This window comes from Streptococcus sp. 11273D007BT (assembly GCF_053547195.1).
In genome coordinates, this window is record NZ_JBPWPE010000001.1 from 492,051 (window position 1) to 508,027 (window position 15,977).

The window sequence follows — 15,977 nt, forward strand, 5'->3', positions numbered from 1 at the left end:
CCCAGCCCTTTTCACTATTCAAATCGATGAGAATTTTTGTTTTAAAGTTTTAGTGTCTTTGATAATCTTGTTGGTAGCTTCTAAGTAACGTTAGAATAAGGTAGGATAAAACCTTTTGTAATGTAAACTTTATATTTCATAAAGGTTTTGAAGACAGTTGAAAATGCCTGATGACACCATTTAATACTTCTTCGATGAGACTAAAGAATTCAATAGATCTCTTTTATTGAAAATGAAAAAGCAGAATCTGATAAAGCTTATAATAATAGCGTAGTTCCTCAGAACAATACAAGATCTTATCGACAATCTCACCAGACATCAAATCAAGGTTTGTCTGAAAGTTCGTGAATAAAAGAGTTTATCAGAAAGTTTTCGGTTGTCCTTGTGAAGTATTCACTAATGATTTTTCATAGCCCGCTAAAGTAGTGACCTCTTGTCAAAGCTCATCATGATGGCGATTCTAGTGGTCATCAAAGCTCGACTTAAATGTCGAATAATGTGAAAGCGATCAAGAACAATTTTGGGGCAAGAAAAATACTATTTGATGATGGGAATATAGTGATCAGACATGTCCATGGTAATCACTTTAACCTACTCTCGAACTCCTCTTTAAAGGTGACGTGTTCCAGCTTTCTTTGAACACCAGAGGTGGAGATATGAAGTTTCTTTGCGATAGTTGAGTTAGTCAACCTCTCTGTGTGGAGTTGTGTGATTTTAACTCAGACAGGTTTGGAAATCTGTTCGTTTTTTTGAACAAGAGGTGGCTCAGATACCGATCAATCCGATTAAATATGTGGCATAGAAAGATGTTCTATATGAGTCGTTCTAATGAATTGGTTTGTGCTTTTTATTAGAAGTCATATGGAACTTTTTTCATATACTCAAAAAGCCCTACAATATCCGAATGAGATTTATTCACTACAGATATTATAGAGCCATTTTTTATGAATAAGATAAGCAGAACGTTCCCTCTAAAAGATTGATGAGTCTCTTTTTTTTCAGTCTCTTGGCGGATGCAAATATGAAATCCTTTTGTTACAATATTAAATTGAAGGGAGTCCTATGAGAAAGTTTCAATTATTTTTATTGGCAGAAGCCCTCTTGTTAACGATGGCAGCTGTCACAATTTTAGCAAATAGTGTGTCACGCTTTGTTTTAATTTTAGTATTGACTTTTATTGCTTTAAAATTTTATAACTTAGGAGATAAAATCAATTTTTGGTTGACGACTAGTTTGTTGATTTTGTTTATGATTGTCATGTTAAATCCTTATGTGATTGCTGGTTTGTTATTAGCTGTTGCTTACACTGTTATCAATCATTTTGCTCAAGTTAAGAAAAAAAATCGTGAAGCGATTTTACACTTTGTTGAAAATGGAGTTGCTTTACGTCATAATCCGCATCAATGGATTGGCTATCAGATGCATCTGGATAATGATTCTTATGTTTTTGATGATATTAATGTCATTCGTTTAAGTGGAACAGATGTCATTAATTTGAATGATGTTATTTTGACAGGTTGTGATAATGTTATTGTTATTCGTAAAGTCTATGGGCCAACAAAGATTATCGTTCCTGTTGATGTGGGAGTAAAACTGGATTTGAGTTGTATTTATGGTAATATTAGTTTTCTCGATCAAACTGATTATGACTTGCGTAATGAGGCTATCAAATTACAGAGTAGCGGCTACCCAGATGCCGTGAAAAAGGTAAAAGTCGTGATTAATATTATTGCAGGTCAAACTGAGGTGGTGAGAGCATGAAAAAAAGTCAGATTTTATTGCTCTTTTTCTATGCTAGTGTGACAGTCTTTTGCATTGTTTCGGTCATCCTTGATAGTTTTGGGCTCACCATCAAGACCATTTCAGAAGATTTTTTTGCCTTACAGCAATTTATTTTTTCTATTATTTTGTTGACGGTTTCATTGACAGCGATGTTGCTTTTTGTTTCCATTGTGGCAGATTATAATTCTAAAAGGCTTCTGAATAAGGACCTTCGTCATATTTTAAATAACAAGCCGATTTCTAAACAAGATGATACAGATTTGGGAAAAACAGTGACCTTATTATCCGATAAGATGAATCAGTTAACCATGAATTTGCAAAACACGGTCAATTTAGAGATTGTTGACAAGCAAGAGATTATTCAAAAAGAACGAAAACGGATTGCAAGGGATCTCCATGATACTGTTAGTCAAGAGTTGTTTGCCTCTGCTATGATGGTATCGGGTCTAGCAACTAGCTTGGATTTTTTGGACAAGGAGCAGTTAAATGAGCAGTTAATTGGTATTGAGGGGATTATCAATAAGGCCCAAAGTGATCTTAGGGTGCTCTTGTTGCATTTGAGACCCACTGAATTAGAGGGGAAGACCCTTTCTCAAGGTTTTGAAATGATTCTAAAGGAATTGACAGACAAAAGTGAGATTGAAGTGGTTTACCATGAAAATGTCACCAAGCTTCCAAAGGCCATTGAGGCGAATCTTTTTAGGATTGCTCAAGAATTTATTAGTAATACACTCCGCCATGCAGATGCTACTTGTCTAGAAGTTTACCTGAATCAGACAGAAAATCATATCCAGCTAAAGATGCTTGATAATGGTAAAGGCTTTGATTTAGCCCAAGTAAGAGAGCTCAGTTACGGTTTAAAAAATATTGAAGATCGAGTTAAAGATATGGCAGGAACAATTAAGTTGATGTCTGCAAAAGATCGGGGAGTTTCGATGGATATACGCATTCCCTTAGTAGAAGGAGAAAAGAATGGAGATAACTAAGATTATTTTGATAGATGATCATGAGATGGTTAGAATGGGGTTAAAGAGTTTTCTGAATTTACAACCTGATATTGAGGTTATTGGTGAGGCGAGCGATGGTAAAGCAGGCATTGAGCTTGCTCTTGCTTTAAAACCAGATGTTGTGGTGATGGATCTTGTCATGCCTGAGATGAATGGTGTTGAAGCTACTTTGGCTATTTTAAAAAAATGGAAAGAAGCTAATATTTTAGTTCTAACTTCTTATCTTGATAATGAAAAAATTTATCCCGTGATTAAAGCAGGAGCTAAGGGCTATATGTTAAAAACTTCTAGCGCTGCTGAAATTTTAAATGCGATTCGTAAGGTTAGCTGTGGTGAATTAGCGATTGAAACAGAGGTAGATAAAAAAATTAAGGATTATCAAAACCATCCAGAACTTCATCAGTCTCTTACGGCTAGAGAACGCGATATATTAGCCTTATTAGCGAGAGGATATGATAACCAAACTATTGCAGATGAGCTTTTTATCTCCTTAAAAACAGTAAAAACACATGTTTCAAATATTCTAGCCAAACTAGAGGTAGATGACCGCACACAAGCAGTTGTCTATGCTTTTCAACATCATTTGGTCCCACAAGATTAAAATCCATGTTATAATAAGTAGGAGCGAATAAAAGGAGAAGCGGTATGGATGCAAAGACAAAGTATAAAGCTAAAAAAATAAGAGCTGTCTTTTTTGATATTGATGATACCTTACGAGTCAAAGATACAGGCTATATGCCAGAATCTGTTACGGCTGTTTTTAACAGTTTAAAGGCAAAAGGAATTCTGACAGGGATTGCTTCAGGACGTGCCATGTATGGTATTGTTCCTGAGATTCGTGACTTAGATCCTGATTATTTTGTAACGATTAATGGTAGTTATGTTCGGGACAAAAAAGGTCAGGAAATTGTCAATCAACCCTTGGCACCAGAAATTACTAAATTATATGTCAAATGGTGTCGTGAGATAGGGATTGAATATGGATTTGCAGGAAAAGACAAGCCAGTTGTTTCTAGCCGTTGTCGCTTGATTGATGATGCGATGATGCCTGTTTATGGCATGTGTGATGTCGATCCAGACTTTCATCTGACCAATGATGTCTATCATATGTGGACATTCTCAGAAGACAATGATAACTTGGTATTGCCAAAAGAGTTAGCTGAGCAAGTTCGCTTAGTTCCATGGCATAAGCACTCATCAGATGTCGTTCAATTGGGGATATCGAAAGCTTCTGGCGTTAGTTCAGTTCTAGAAAAGGAACAATTAACTCCTGCTAATCTTTTAGTATTTGGAGACGGTCCAAATGACATGGAAATTTTTGACTATGCTGGTTTAAAAATTGCTATGGGAAATGCTGTCAATGAGCTAAAAGAAAAAGCGGATTACGTAACCGATAAAGTAGAAGAAGATGGCATTTTTAATGCCTTGGAGAAATTAGGTATGGTAGAAAAAGAATTAAACTTTCCACAATTAAACTTAGAAGCACACAATGGTCCAAAAGCCACTATTAAAACGAACCATGGTGATTTAGTGATTAAACTATTCCCTGAACAAGCTCCTAAAACAGTAGCGAACTTTATTGCTTTGTCAAAAGATGGCTACTATGACGGTGTCATTTTCCACCGCATTATTAAAGATTTTATGATTCAAGGTGGTGACCCAACAGGAACAGGGATGGGAGGAGAGTCTATCTACGGTGAGAGCTTTGAAGATGAATTTTCAGAAGAATTGTATAACTTACGTGGGGCTCTTTCCATGGCAAACGCAGGACCAAATACTAACGGTAGTCAATTCTTTATTGTTCAAAATAAAAACTTCCCTTATAATGCTAAGGAGTTAGAGCGTGGAGGATGGCCAAAAGAAATTTCTGAGGTTTATGTTAATGGTGGTACTCCTCACCTAGATCGTCGCCACACTGTTTTTGGTCAGTTAGCAGATGAGGCTTCATTTGAAGTGCTAGATGCCATTTCCGCAGTGGAAACAGACAGTGCCGATAAGCCAAAAGAAGATGTTGTTATTCTTGGTGTAGAGGTTGTGGACTAATGAAAATTGGTCAAAAAGTCAGAGGAACCATTACAGGGATTAAGCCTTATGGCGCCTTTGTCAGTCTTGAAAATGGTACGATGGGTTTGATTCATATATCAGAAATTAAGACAGGTTATATTGACAATATTTACCATATCTTAAGTGTTGGGCAAGATGTGCTGGTTCAAGTGGTTGATTTTGATGAATTTACTCAAAAAGCTAGTCTCTCCCTTCGAACACTTGAGGAGGAGAAACATCACTTTCAACATCGTCACCGTTTTTCAAATAGTCGCTATAAGATTGGATTTAAACCTTTAGAGGAACACTTACCAATTTGGACTAAGGAAGCTATCGAGTATTTAAATAAAGATTAATAAACTCAGGCTAGATTTCTAGCCTGAGTTTTGTTTTTTTTTAGCATAAAAAAAGTAAGGCTAAATACCTTACTTCATAATATACTATACTTCAAAATCATAGAGAGCTGTAGAGAGATAGCGTTCACCATTATCAGCTAAAATCGCAAGTACTCTTTTACCAGCTCCTAATTCTTTAGCCACTTCGAGTGCTGCATGGATGGCTGCTCCAGAAGAAATTCCCACAAGGAAACCTTCTTTCCCTCCAATTGCACGTCCTGTTGCAAGAGCATCATCTGACTTTACACGAATAATCTGGTCATAAGCATCTGTATCAAGTGTTTCTGGGATGAAGCCAGCTGAGATTCCTTGGATTTTATGTGGTCCAGGAGCTTCACCTGAGAGAACTGCTGACTCATCAGCTTCAACGGCATAAATTTTGACATCAGGATTAGCTTTTTTCAAAACGTGGGAAACACCAGAAATTGTTCCGCCAGTTCCAATTCCAGAAACAAAAGCATCTAGTCCTGTTTCTCCAAATGCTTCAATGATTTCAACACCTGTTGTTTCTTCGTGAATTTTAGGGTTAGAAGGATTGACAAATTGGAAAGGAACCCATCCATTTTTTTCTTCTGCAATTTCTTGAGCTTTAGCAATTGCTCCTTTCATCCCTTCGCTACCTGGAGTTAGAACCAACTCTGCCCCGTAAGCTTGAATGATTTTTCGACGCTCGACACTCATAGTTTCAGGCATGACGATGATAACTTTATATCCTTTAGCAGCTCCGACCCAAGCTAGCCCAATTCCTGTATTTCCACTTGTTGGCTCAACAATGGTGTCTCCTGGTTTGATAGTTCCTGCTTTTTCAGCATCTTCGATCATGGCTAAGGCAATACGATCTTTAACGGAAGACCCTGGGTTAAAAGCTTCTAGTTTGACATAAACATCGGCTGCGCCCTTAGGTACGAGATGGTTTAATTTGATAATAGGAGTTTTTCCAACCAATTCTGTGATATTTTGATAAATTTTTGTCATGTGCTTTACCTCGATAATAGTTTATAGATATCAGTATAGTCCCTATAAGATATAAAGTAAAATACTTATTTTTTATCACCGTGATAAAGAGAAGTTATCAGTTAGTTGGGATAGGAAGTTCGACTAATTTTTTATCACCTTTTTCAATCACGACCTTCCCATGATAGAATTCGATGAGTTTATTGGACACTTCGGTAACTTTTTCATCGTCTAGATAAATCTGAGTTGTGACGTTGACAGAGAAATCAGGATCAAATTCTTGTAAGCCTTCGCTTTGTAAAAAGTTGGAGAAATTTTGATATTGGGGATAGGTGAGTTCAATTTTTAAGCCTTGTAATTCTTTTACTTCAACAATACCAATTTCACGCAAGCCATTGGCAACGCTACCTGCATAAGCGCGAATAAGCCCTCCGGCCCCCAGTTTAACCCCACCAAAATAACGTGTGACAACAGCAACAACATTAGTGATTCCTTGTTTTTCCAAAACGGTTAACATAGGAACACCAGCAGTGCCGCTAGGTTCTCCGTCGTCATTAGAGCGTTTGAGTTGGCCGTCTTCGCCAATAATCATAGCAGAGCAGCAATGAGTGGCTTTGTAGTGTTCTTTTTTGATTTGAGCGATAAAGTCTCGTCCTTCTTCTTCGCTACTAATCCGTTTAAGCTGACAAATAAACCGTGATTTTTTAATTTCTTCCTCGGCAGAGCCATTTTGTTTGATAGTTTTATAGTTCATAAGAAAATTTTACAATTTTTTAGCTCATTTGACAAAGAGATAACGAATAAAATAGTGATGGAAATGTTAGAAAATAAATACGGTCGCTGTTTTGTTAAATCTCAACTAAACTTAGAGGAGCAAGAATTAGCAAGTCAGCTTCCCGCCCTAAAGAAGAAAAGGGGTCAATGGTGGTGTTGCCGTTGCGCTAATCAGGTTAAGGATGTTTTGCCTAGTGGAAAAAAGTATTGTCGGGTTTGTTTGGTCTTTGGAAGGGTGACTGAAGGAGAGCCTATCTATTATTTTAAGCAGGATGTTTTTCCAAAAAACGATTATCTGACTTGGAAAGGACAACTGACACCTTATCAAAAAGAAGTATCAGACGTTCTTTTAAAAGCAGTAGATCAAAAAGAAGCGATTTTAGTTCATGCTGTCACAGGTGCAGGTAAAACAGAAATGATTTATCAGACCTTAAATCAAGAGTTAAAAAAGGGGCATGCCATTGCCTTAGTTAGTCCCAGGCGTGATGTTTGTGTTGAGTTGCATAAACGCTTGAGTAAGGATTTTTCATGCTCTATTTCTCTTTTACACGGTGAGAGTGAGCGCTATGTTAGAAGTCCTTTGGTTATTGCGACGACTCACCAACTTTTGAAATTTTATCGAGCCTTTGACTTAATCATTATAGATGAAGTGGATGCCTTTCCTTTTGTCGATAATAAAATGCTCTATCATGCCGTGGATAGTAGTTTGAAAAAAGAAGGAGTGAAAGTCTTTTTGACTGCTACTTCAACAGATGAACTAGATAAGCAAGTGAGAAAAAAAGTTATCAAAAAGGTGGATTTAGCAAGACGATTTCATAGTCATCCCTTGGTGGTTCCTAAAACCGTTTGGCTAGGAGACTGGAAGCGGTTGAAACAAAAGCAAAGGCTTTCTAAAAAATGGCGTTATTATTTTGAACGACAAAGAAAAACAGGTTATCCTCTCTTAATTTTTTATCCTAATATTGAAGAGGGGAGTCATTTTGTTAAGCTCTTATCACAGCTCTATCCCGAAGAAGCCATAGGTTTTGTTTCTAGTCAAACATTAACACGCTCAGAGCAAGTTGAAGCATTTAGAACAGGGAAGTTGAATGTCCTAGTTGCCACAACGATTTTAGAACGGGGAGTGACCTTTCCATGTGTTGATGTTTTTGTACTAGAGGCAAATCATCGTTTATTTCAATCGTCTTCTTTGGTTCAGATTTCGGGAAGAGTAGGACGGGCAAGTGAGCGCCCTTATGGAGAATTGCTCTTTTTTCATGATGGTATTAGCCGAGCAATGAAAAAAGCGATTCGTGAGATTAAAGTGATGAATAAAAAAGGTGGGTTTTGATGCTTTGCTTACTATGTCATCAAGAAATTTCTTATCAAATAGGTTTTCTAGATATTTTTCTGTTACGCTCAGAAAGAAACAATAGTTGTCAAGAGTGTAAAAATCAATTTCAAAGAATCACTGGCAAGCATTGTCTAAGATGTTTTCGAGCTCATCAAGACCCAGTTTGTCAAGATTGCTTAATGTGGGAAAAGAAGGGAGAGCTAGTCGCACATGAAGCACTCTATGTCTATGACAAACAAATGAAAGAGTATTTTAGCCGCTTTAAATTTCAAGGTGATTACCATCTTGCTGCTGTTTTTTCAAGGGAGTTAAAGCAAGTTTTAAAGAAATACAAAGACTACACTATTGTACCAGTTCCTGTGAGTGAGGAGCGCTATCAAGAGAGGGGATTTAATCAGGTAACAGCTCTTTTAGAGTTTGCAGGATTACCCTATCAAAACTTGGTGTTAAAAAAGGACTCCAAAAAGCAATCGAGTAAAACAAAACAAGAGCATTTAGCTGGTCAGCAGATATTTAGATTAAGAAAAAATCAAGCTTTACCCAGTAAAATACTTATTGTAGATGATATTTATACAACAGGAAGCACAATCGCTCTAATGAAAACGCTCTTTACTGAAAAAAATGTGAAAAAAATCAAAAGTTTTTCTCTTTCAAGATAAAAAACGCTTGCAATTTTTCGTGAAAGCGTTATAATAAGAGTGTAAAGAAAGTGCTAAAGCACAAGAAAGAGGTATCTTATGATTAAATATAGTATTCGTGGTGAAAACATTGAAGTAACAGATGCTATCCGCAGCTATGTTGAATCTAAGCTTAGCAAAGTCGAGAAATATTTCCATGCTGATCAAGAGTTGGATGCGCGCGTGAACTTGAAAGTTTATCGTGAAAAAACTGCAAAAGTGGAAGTAACTATTTTACTTGATTCACTCACACTTCGTGCAGAGGATGTTTCTCAAGATATGTATGGCTCAGTTGACCTCGTTGTTGACAAGATTGAACGTCAAATTCGTAAGAATAAAACAAAAATTGCTAAAAAGCATCGTGAGAAAGTATCCGCTGGACAAGTCTTCACAACAGAGTTTGAAGCTGAGGTTGTTGAAGAGGAAACAGGACTTCAAGTCGTTCGGACAAAACATGTCAATTTAAAACCAATGGATGTTGAAGAAGCCCTTCTTCAAATGGATTTATTAGGACACGATTTCTTCATCTACACTGATGCTGAAGACAACGCAACTAAGGTTCTCTATCGTCGTGAGGATGGCGAGTTAGGTTTAATTGAAGCAAAATAAGAAATATTTGAGATTTCATAAACTGATTTGATTGTTAGATTGATTTTCTAATAATCAAATCAGTTTTTTTCTTTTTAAATTTTTAGGATAGCTGATGATATTGAAAAAGGCGAATAAAAATTATATAATAAAGGAAATTTTATTGTCAAAATAAAGGAGAAAAAGATGAAAAAGACAGATTGGTTGGAATATTTTGAGGCTATCAATGGAAGAGCAGCAACTGATGTGGAAATTGCACAAGCTCTAGCTAATGGAGATTTTCAAGAGGAAGCCCCTTTAGTAGAAACAGTGACGTCACCTATTTATGATGTTGCTGAAGAGCCAATTCCATCTTCTAACACTGTGCAGCCAAATCAACAAGTATATGCTAGTTCTCAGCAGGTTCCGACTCAAGAAGCTATGAATGCTCAAGTAGGAAAACCCTCTCCTGTGTTAAACCCTGAATTTCAACAGCAAACTAAAAAAACAGCAGGTGATTTTTGGAAATGGTTACTTTCGGCTTGGAAATCGCCAACATCAGAAGTTGAGACCAATGCTTATAATGGATGGATAGCACTTGGATTTCTAACCTTATTTTATACTTTAACCATTTTTATTGTGGCTAGAAAAATAGGAGGTACAGGTGCAAGTCTTCAAAATAACCTCAGCTCCTTATTTAATCAAGCACAGACAGCATCAAATCCGGTAGGTTTTTCTGCTTTTATCGCGATTTTTGTAGCTTCAGGTTTGTATATTTTCTCTGTTGTCTTTTCAGGCTTTGTAGCGAAGCGTTTAGTGTATCGTGATGCAGAATTTACGTTTGCTAAAAGTATTGAATGGTATGGTCGTCTTTTTTCAATTAATATTTTATTGATGGGATTAGCAAGCTTGTTTACTCTTATTGGTGTTTATAGTTTGTCTAGTTTGTTGGTGATTGCTAGCATTGTTTTATTTGGCATAGCAAGCGTCTTTGCTCTAGCGCATTCACGAGATGTTTCTGAAATGGACATGTTTTATAAATATATTCTAGCTATTTTGGTCAATGCTGTAGTGATGTTCATTTTTGGTTTAATTGCTTCAACTATCGCTGCTGAATACGTAGCAAATCTTTTTTCTAATCTTATTAGTTTTTATTAAACGGTAAGTCAATATGAGCAATAAAGATAAATGGTTATCAGCCTTTCGTGAGGCTTATGGGAGAGATCCTTATTTTCCAGAATTTGAACAGGCGAAGAAAAAAGGCTTCTCGCTTGAGGAATTATCTCATCAAACTGTACCTGTACAGAAAGCACAAATGGAATGGTTGGATGCTTTTGAAAAGTACGTTGGACGTAAGCCATCTATAGAAGAATTTCAAATAGCGAAAGCGAATCAATTTCAATTAACAACCATCACACCATTTTTATCTCAACCATCAAAGAAAAGAAAACTGACCACTTTTCAGTGGGGCATTCTGACTACGCTGATGATATTTAGTGTCCTTTTCTTATCAGTTTTTTTATTAGGAAGTCAGTATTATTCTAGAAAAGCTGTGGCAGAGCGCTATTTGAAAGTGGCTGGTCATGATTTTGAGGCCTCTCTTCAGTATGAGGTATGGAGTGACACTAAAAAACCTATAAAAACTTCTGATTTACGTTATCATCGTCCCTCCTCGACAGTACCTCATCAACAAAAAGACCTTTTATCTGGGGATACTATGGTGAAGGCTGGTCGAAAATATTTGATTTTTCCAGATTGGAAAGTCGCTGTCACACCAGTTGATATTGAAGTGACATCAAATACCAAAAATCTAGAAGTTTTGATCAATGATAAGGCGTTCTCTAAAACAACTTCCTCTGAATTTCGTAAGATTTTGAAACATCAATATCCTGGAGAGTACAGTGTTTCAGCTAAGGGAGAAATTGATCATCAAAAGATTAACCTAAAAAATAGTAAGATTGTGGATCAAAATACCATCTTCTCGTTGGACCTTTTGAAAAAAAGCTTTACAGTAACTAGTAATCTAAAAGATGGTGATCTTTATTTAGAAGATAAAAAAATTGGTCAATTAACAAATGGTGAATATAAATCTAACCAATTATTGATGACCAATGATCAGCAACTGTATGTGACCAAACAACTTGGTCAGGATGTCCAAAAAACACAAGCAATAACAGCATCAGATATTAGTGATGGTAGTATTGTTTCACTAAAAGCAGAAGGGGTATTAGATGATCTTTCTGCTAAAAAGGTAATCGAATTAGCCTACTCTAAAATGGAGAGTTATGCAGATACGTTTATTGTTCCAAATGGTCTAGAGGCTGTTTTTGAGAATACGACTGAAAACTCATTTTATAGAGATGTTAAAGAAGTGATTGATGTTAATATGAAAAAGGCACAAAATAGAGCGGCAGATAGCATCAATTTTACCAATATCAAGATTACAGATGTCAAAGCACTTGGAAAGTATAGTTACCAAGTTGACTTCACAGTAACCTATGATTTTTATTATACTTATACTAGTCAACACAGGAATTCGGGCAGTCTAATCCAAGAGTTTTCTTGGTCTAGTATTGTTAACTATGTTGGAGATGGTAGTGTTGATATGGATAGTTCAGATTATTATACGCAATTTTTAATTAGCGGCTCAAATGGTGCTAGCCAACAATTATCCTCAACTAGTACGTTACGATAAATAATCAATTGAGAGATGGGGAAACCTAGCTCTCTTTTTACTAAATAATGTGTGATTAAAAAGGAGATCAGAATATGAAAAGAGCAGTAGGAATTGATTTAGGAACAACAAATTCTTCTATGGCTATCATCGATAATGGCCAACCAAGAATTATCCCTATGGGAGCTCAAGACGATAAGGTCTTGAAATCGGCTTTATATTTTACTCAGATAGCTGGAAAAGACAGAGTTTTTACAGGTAGTGATGCTATTCATCGTGGCACTGAGGTGGGACGTGTAGAGTATTTTAAGCAGGATTTCAAGCGTGATATTGCTAAAAATATAGAAAGTGAGACACCAGATAAAACACGGTTAAATTCTACTATTTTATCTGCTCTTTTACTCCATGAGTTTAAAAAGAGACTAGATGTGTTTTCACAAGAGCTCAATTTAGAAGAGCCAATCACAGATGCCGTTATTACCGTACCAGCTTATTTTACATCAGATCAACGTGCGGCGACGAAATTAGCAGGGCGCTTGGCTAACTTTAATGTTTTGAGAATTATCAATGAGCCAACTGCTGCAGCTATTGCTTATGTGGCTCAACATAACATTTCAGGAAAGGTCCTTGTTTATGATTTAGGAGGAGGTACCTTTGATGTGACGATTATGGATGTTTCTGATCAACGCTATGATATTTTGGCAACAGATGGTAATCACCGTTTAGGTGGATTGAATTTTGATCAAGAGTTGGTCAAGTTTATCAGTGCCGAATTAGAAAAGCAAGGTTTGAACATGACAAGGTTGTCGGATCAAGAAAGAATGCAATTACGTTATCAAGCTGAAAAAATGAAAATACAACTGTCTGTTAATTCATCAGTTTTTTATGAAAAAGTGACTGCAGAAGGTTCGTATGGTGTAGAGGTTACACGTGATGACTTTAAGCAGATAACATCAAAGTTGTTGAAAGATACTCAGATTAAGACTGAGGATGCCTTGATGCACGCGGGTCTTATTTGGTCTGAAATTGATCATGTTCTATTGGTCGGTGGTTCAACACGGATGCCTGTGGTTCGTGAAATGATTGAAAAAATTAGCGGTCAGAAACCCCGATATGACTTAAATCCTGATACTATAGTGTCCGAAGGAGCAAGTATTATCGCTGACTTAATGGTGAACCATCATGTTAGCTTTAACGATGACGATGAGGAGGAAGAGTATCATATCAGAGATGTTACCTCACATGGATTGGGAATCCTCTTTAAAAAGATGGATCATCAAGTATTCGACTTTGTTGGTGATTATTATAATAGTGTCATTGTTGATAAGAATACACAAATTCCACATACAAAGGAAAAAGAATTTTTTGCAGTTGCTGATGGTCAACAGCAGTTTAAAATTCGTGTAACAGAAGGAAACTATACCAATCCTATGAGTGTTCGATTTTTAGGAGATTTGGAAGCAAGGTTAGATCAGCCACGTTTAAAGGGTCAAGCATTAGGAAAGGTTGTTTTTCATTTCGATGATGAGCAGATTATTCATATTACTATTTATGACAGTTTGACACAAAAAGAGTTGCTATCTGTGACAGCAGATGCTGATTTAAAAAGAGAAAAAGTGGAAAAAATTGAGGAAGATACACAACTTCGCTTGATTTTTGAGAAATTTATATCATGATTGATTTTTATACTTGTTATGACTTAGATAGGAAACAAAATTTACCCTTTATGGATGAATTGGGCTATAAATTTAGTTATGAGGATTCGGCTGCTACGATTTATAATTTTTATAGTCGGAAACAAGAGGAATTAGCTCAGCGACAACATTCTATTAATAATCAAAATAGTTTAGATCATATAAAAGCACAAGAGATGATCGATTTTATAGAAAAAGCTAAAACTTTTTTTATCAATGATGAAACCAAGATTCAATATGATCAAGCCATTAAAGAAGCTTATTTGTCCAGCGTTTCTCAAAATTCCTCTCTGACTCCAACAAAAGCACCTCAGACATCATATCTTATTAAAAATGTTTTGATTTCCATGACAGGTCTGATTGTCTTGCTAGTGGGTTTACTCTACTTGGGGTTAAGTCCTAGTTTGATTGTGATCCTAGCTTTGGTATTTTTCTTGTTATTTGTGTTAATTTAGGAGAGTTATGAGAGAACGTATTTTAGAATTTAAGCATATTTGTTTTAAGTATAAAGGCAGTAAAGAATTATTATTTAATCAATTAGATTTCTCAGTTAAAACGGGAGAATTAGTTGGAATACTGGGAGCCTCAGGCAGTGGAAAAACGACTCTCACAGAAATTCTTCTGCAGAGACATCAGCCAACTTGTTCAGATTTTCAGATACTAGAAAATGGTCAACTTTTAAGTGGGAACGCTAAATACTGGAGTTATGTGCCGCAAGCTAACTTACTTAGGACTTATCTGAAAGTTTCAGAAACTTTTGATTATTATGGTCGTATCCATCTTTCACATGTAGATCCAAAAGAACGGAAAGACAGAATAAATAAAACGATGTCGGATTTAGGTTTGAGTGAATTTTCTGATAAAAAAATTTCAGAGTTGAGTGGTGGTCAAAAAAGGCGAGTTAGTATTGGTGTAGAGTTGCTCAGCGAACGTCCTTATTTTATTTTAGATGAACCTTCCAGTGGTTTAGATGCTTTAAGTGATCGCAATTTATTAAGAACTTTAAAAATTTTGGCAAAAACTAGAGAAAAATCTATTATTGTCATCACACATAATACAGAAAATTTAAGTATTTTTGATCGGATCATCTTTCTTTCTAAGGGACTGCCTAAGTTTGTTGGAAGCTATCAAGATCTCTTGATGGAATTTAAGACAACGGATGCTTATGCGATTGAAAAATATTTAGATTTGAATATTGCAGACTTATATCAAGAACTAGATAGTTCAGGGCGTATTTATAAAATATAGGAGGGGCAATGTCTGGATTGGTATTACAGTGGTACAAATTTAAAAACAGTTACCAAGATTTTCTTAAAGTGATTATTGGGATAGTGGCTTTTGAATCTTTAATTTTATTTATTCAAGAAAAAGATTTTTTAACCTATTTTGAGGGAAGTCGCATGACGACCTTTCTATTACTTTTTTCATCTAGTTTATTGATTTTAGTTCAGACTAGCATAACGGTCAGTAAAGAGAGGGCGATTTTAGATAGAGATTTTTTCTCAGGCTTGGATCGAATAAAATTTTCTTTGGCGACTATATTTTTTCATAGCTTATTAGCGATTGTTGAAAGTTTAGTCTTTGTGTTATTTTATCTCGTTCTTTTAAAATGGTTTGATTTTGATTATCCAAATAAAGGACAGCTGTTATCTCATTTTGGTATTGAAATACTGTTGACCACTATCTTGGTGTTTCTATCTGCTCACTATTTAGGATTGATTATTTCTGCTATCAGTGGAAAAAGTGAAATTACTTCTGTTATTCTGGCAGTTATTGTAGGAATTTCTCAATTTTCTTTAGCTGGTACAATTTTGCAGTTGCCAAAGTCAATAAAGGGAATAGAGCAGATGATGTTTTTGGGCTATGGTCATCGTTTATTTGCAATGAGCCATGATCTTTATCATTTGCCATCTAGTATGCAAAAATTTGGCATTCCTATCCCCAAAGAACAATTACAGTGGTTTAAGGTGCAATCAAGTACAATAGAGGATTATTGGATAATTTTGTTAATTCATGCTATCATATATGCAGGAGTATTTGTTTTACTAATGAGGTTTAAAAAGAAATAGGAGACGAT

16 protein-coding genes and 1 pseudogene are annotated in these 15,977 nt (G+C 35.8%); 14 read left to right on the plus strand and 3 right to left on the minus strand.

The annotated features are described in order from the left end of the window. Positions 1 to 48 precede the first annotated feature (48 nt). Positions 49 to 776 (minus strand): annotated as a pseudogene (locus ACEE75_RS02650) (transposase); the annotation flags it as partial. A gap of 286 nt (positions 777 to 1,062) precedes the next feature. Here ACEE75_RS02650 and liaF point away from each other — a divergent pair. The 5 genes from liaF to ACEE75_RS02675 are packed head-to-tail and all read left to right on the plus strand — an operon-like array spanning position 1,063 to position 5,188. After that, a complete protein-coding gene (gene liaF, locus ACEE75_RS02655; protein ID WP_427893665.1) occupies positions 1,063 to 1,761 on the plus strand; it encodes a cell wall-active antibiotics response protein LiaF in 699 nt (232 codons plus the stop codon). Next, a complete protein-coding gene (locus ACEE75_RS02660; protein ID WP_447574691.1) occupies positions 1,758 to 2,768 on the plus strand; it encodes a sensor histidine kinase in 1,011 nt (336 codons plus the stop codon). Before liaF ends, ACEE75_RS02660 begins: the two co-directional genes overlap by 4 nt. After that, a complete protein-coding gene (locus ACEE75_RS02665; RefSeq protein WP_447574689.1) occupies positions 2,755 to 3,390 on the plus strand; it encodes a response regulator in 636 nt (211 codons plus the stop codon). Before ACEE75_RS02660 ends, ACEE75_RS02665 begins: the two co-directional genes overlap by 14 nt. Before the next feature lie 44 nt (positions 3,391 to 3,434). Continuing rightward, a complete protein-coding gene (locus ACEE75_RS02670; RefSeq protein ID WP_447574688.1) occupies positions 3,435 to 4,832 on the plus strand; it encodes a Cof-type HAD-IIB family hydrolase in 1,398 nt (465 codons plus the stop codon). Then, positions 4,832 to 5,188: a S1 RNA-binding domain-containing protein gene (locus ACEE75_RS02675; protein ID WP_447574686.1), complete on the plus strand. Its 357-nt coding sequence runs from the start codon at positions 4,832 to 4,834 to the stop codon at positions 5,186 to 5,188. Before ACEE75_RS02670 ends, ACEE75_RS02675 begins: the two co-directional genes overlap by 1 nt. Before the next feature lie 84 nt (positions 5,189 to 5,272). Here the strand turns inward: ACEE75_RS02675 and cysK are convergent, their stop codons facing one another. Then, complete coding sequence (gene cysK / locus ACEE75_RS02680) at positions 5,273 to 6,202, minus strand: cysteine synthase A (RefSeq protein WP_447574684.1); 930 nt, start codon at positions 6,200 to 6,202, stop codon at positions 5,273 to 5,275. A gap of 97 nt (positions 6,203 to 6,299) precedes the next feature. Next, positions 6,300 to 6,935 (minus strand): YigZ family protein, encoded by a 636-nt coding sequence (locus ACEE75_RS02685; protein WP_447574682.1) that lies wholly within the window; start codon positions 6,933 to 6,935, stop codon positions 6,300 to 6,302. A gap of 57 nt (positions 6,936 to 6,992) precedes the next feature. Between ACEE75_RS02685 and ACEE75_RS02690 the strand changes: the two genes are divergently transcribed. From ACEE75_RS02690 to ACEE75_RS02730, 9 genes are all read left to right on the plus strand, one after another. After that, positions 6,993 to 8,285 carry a DEAD/DEAH box helicase gene (locus ACEE75_RS02690; protein ID WP_447574681.1) on the plus strand — a complete coding sequence of 431 codons (1,293 nt, stop codon included), beginning with the start codon at positions 6,993 to 6,995 and terminating at the stop codon, positions 8,283 to 8,285. A 182-nt stretch (positions 8,286 to 8,467) separates the two neighbouring features. Then, on the plus strand, positions 8,468 to 8,947 hold the full coding sequence (locus ACEE75_RS02695) for a ComF family protein (protein WP_447574679.1): 480 nt from the start codon (positions 8,468 to 8,470) through the stop codon (positions 8,945 to 8,947). Positions 8,948 to 9,025: 78 nt separating this feature from the next. Beyond that, positions 9,026 to 9,574, plus strand: a complete 549-nt coding sequence (gene hpf, locus ACEE75_RS02700) for a ribosome hibernation-promoting factor, HPF/YfiA family (protein ID WP_354369733.1) — start codon at positions 9,026 to 9,028, stop codon at positions 9,572 to 9,574. Positions 9,575 to 9,739: 165 nt separating this feature from the next. Further along, on the plus strand, positions 9,740 to 10,690 hold the full coding sequence (locus ACEE75_RS02705) for a DUF6574 domain-containing protein (protein ID WP_354369732.1): 951 nt from the start codon (positions 9,740 to 9,742) through the stop codon (positions 10,688 to 10,690). Between the two features lie 13 nt (positions 10,691 to 10,703). Continuing rightward, the gene (locus ACEE75_RS02710; RefSeq protein WP_447574677.1) at positions 10,704 to 12,227 is read left to right on the plus strand and encodes a zinc ribbon domain-containing protein; all 1,524 of its coding nucleotides are present in this window, start codon (positions 10,704 to 10,706) and stop codon (positions 12,225 to 12,227) included. 74 nt (positions 12,228 to 12,301) lie between these two features. Further along, complete coding sequence (locus ACEE75_RS02715; RefSeq protein WP_354369730.1) at positions 12,302 to 13,882, plus strand: Hsp70 family protein; 1,581 nt, start codon at positions 12,302 to 12,304, stop codon at positions 13,880 to 13,882. Then, the gene (locus ACEE75_RS02720; protein WP_447574675.1) at positions 13,879 to 14,355 is read left to right on the plus strand and encodes a hypothetical protein; all 477 of its coding nucleotides are present in this window, start codon (positions 13,879 to 13,881) and stop codon (positions 14,353 to 14,355) included. Before ACEE75_RS02715 ends, ACEE75_RS02720 begins: the two co-directional genes overlap by 4 nt. Before the next feature lie 7 nt (positions 14,356 to 14,362). Continuing rightward, complete coding sequence (locus ACEE75_RS02725) at positions 14,363 to 15,148, plus strand: ATP-binding cassette domain-containing protein (protein ID WP_427893640.1); 786 nt, start codon at positions 14,363 to 14,365, stop codon at positions 15,146 to 15,148. An 8-nt stretch (positions 15,149 to 15,156) separates the two neighbouring features. After that, positions 15,157 to 15,969 (plus strand): ABC transporter permease, encoded by an 813-nt coding sequence (locus tag ACEE75_RS02730; protein WP_427893638.1) that lies wholly within the window; start codon positions 15,157 to 15,159, stop codon positions 15,967 to 15,969. Positions 15,970 to 15,977: the final 8 nt, after the last annotated feature.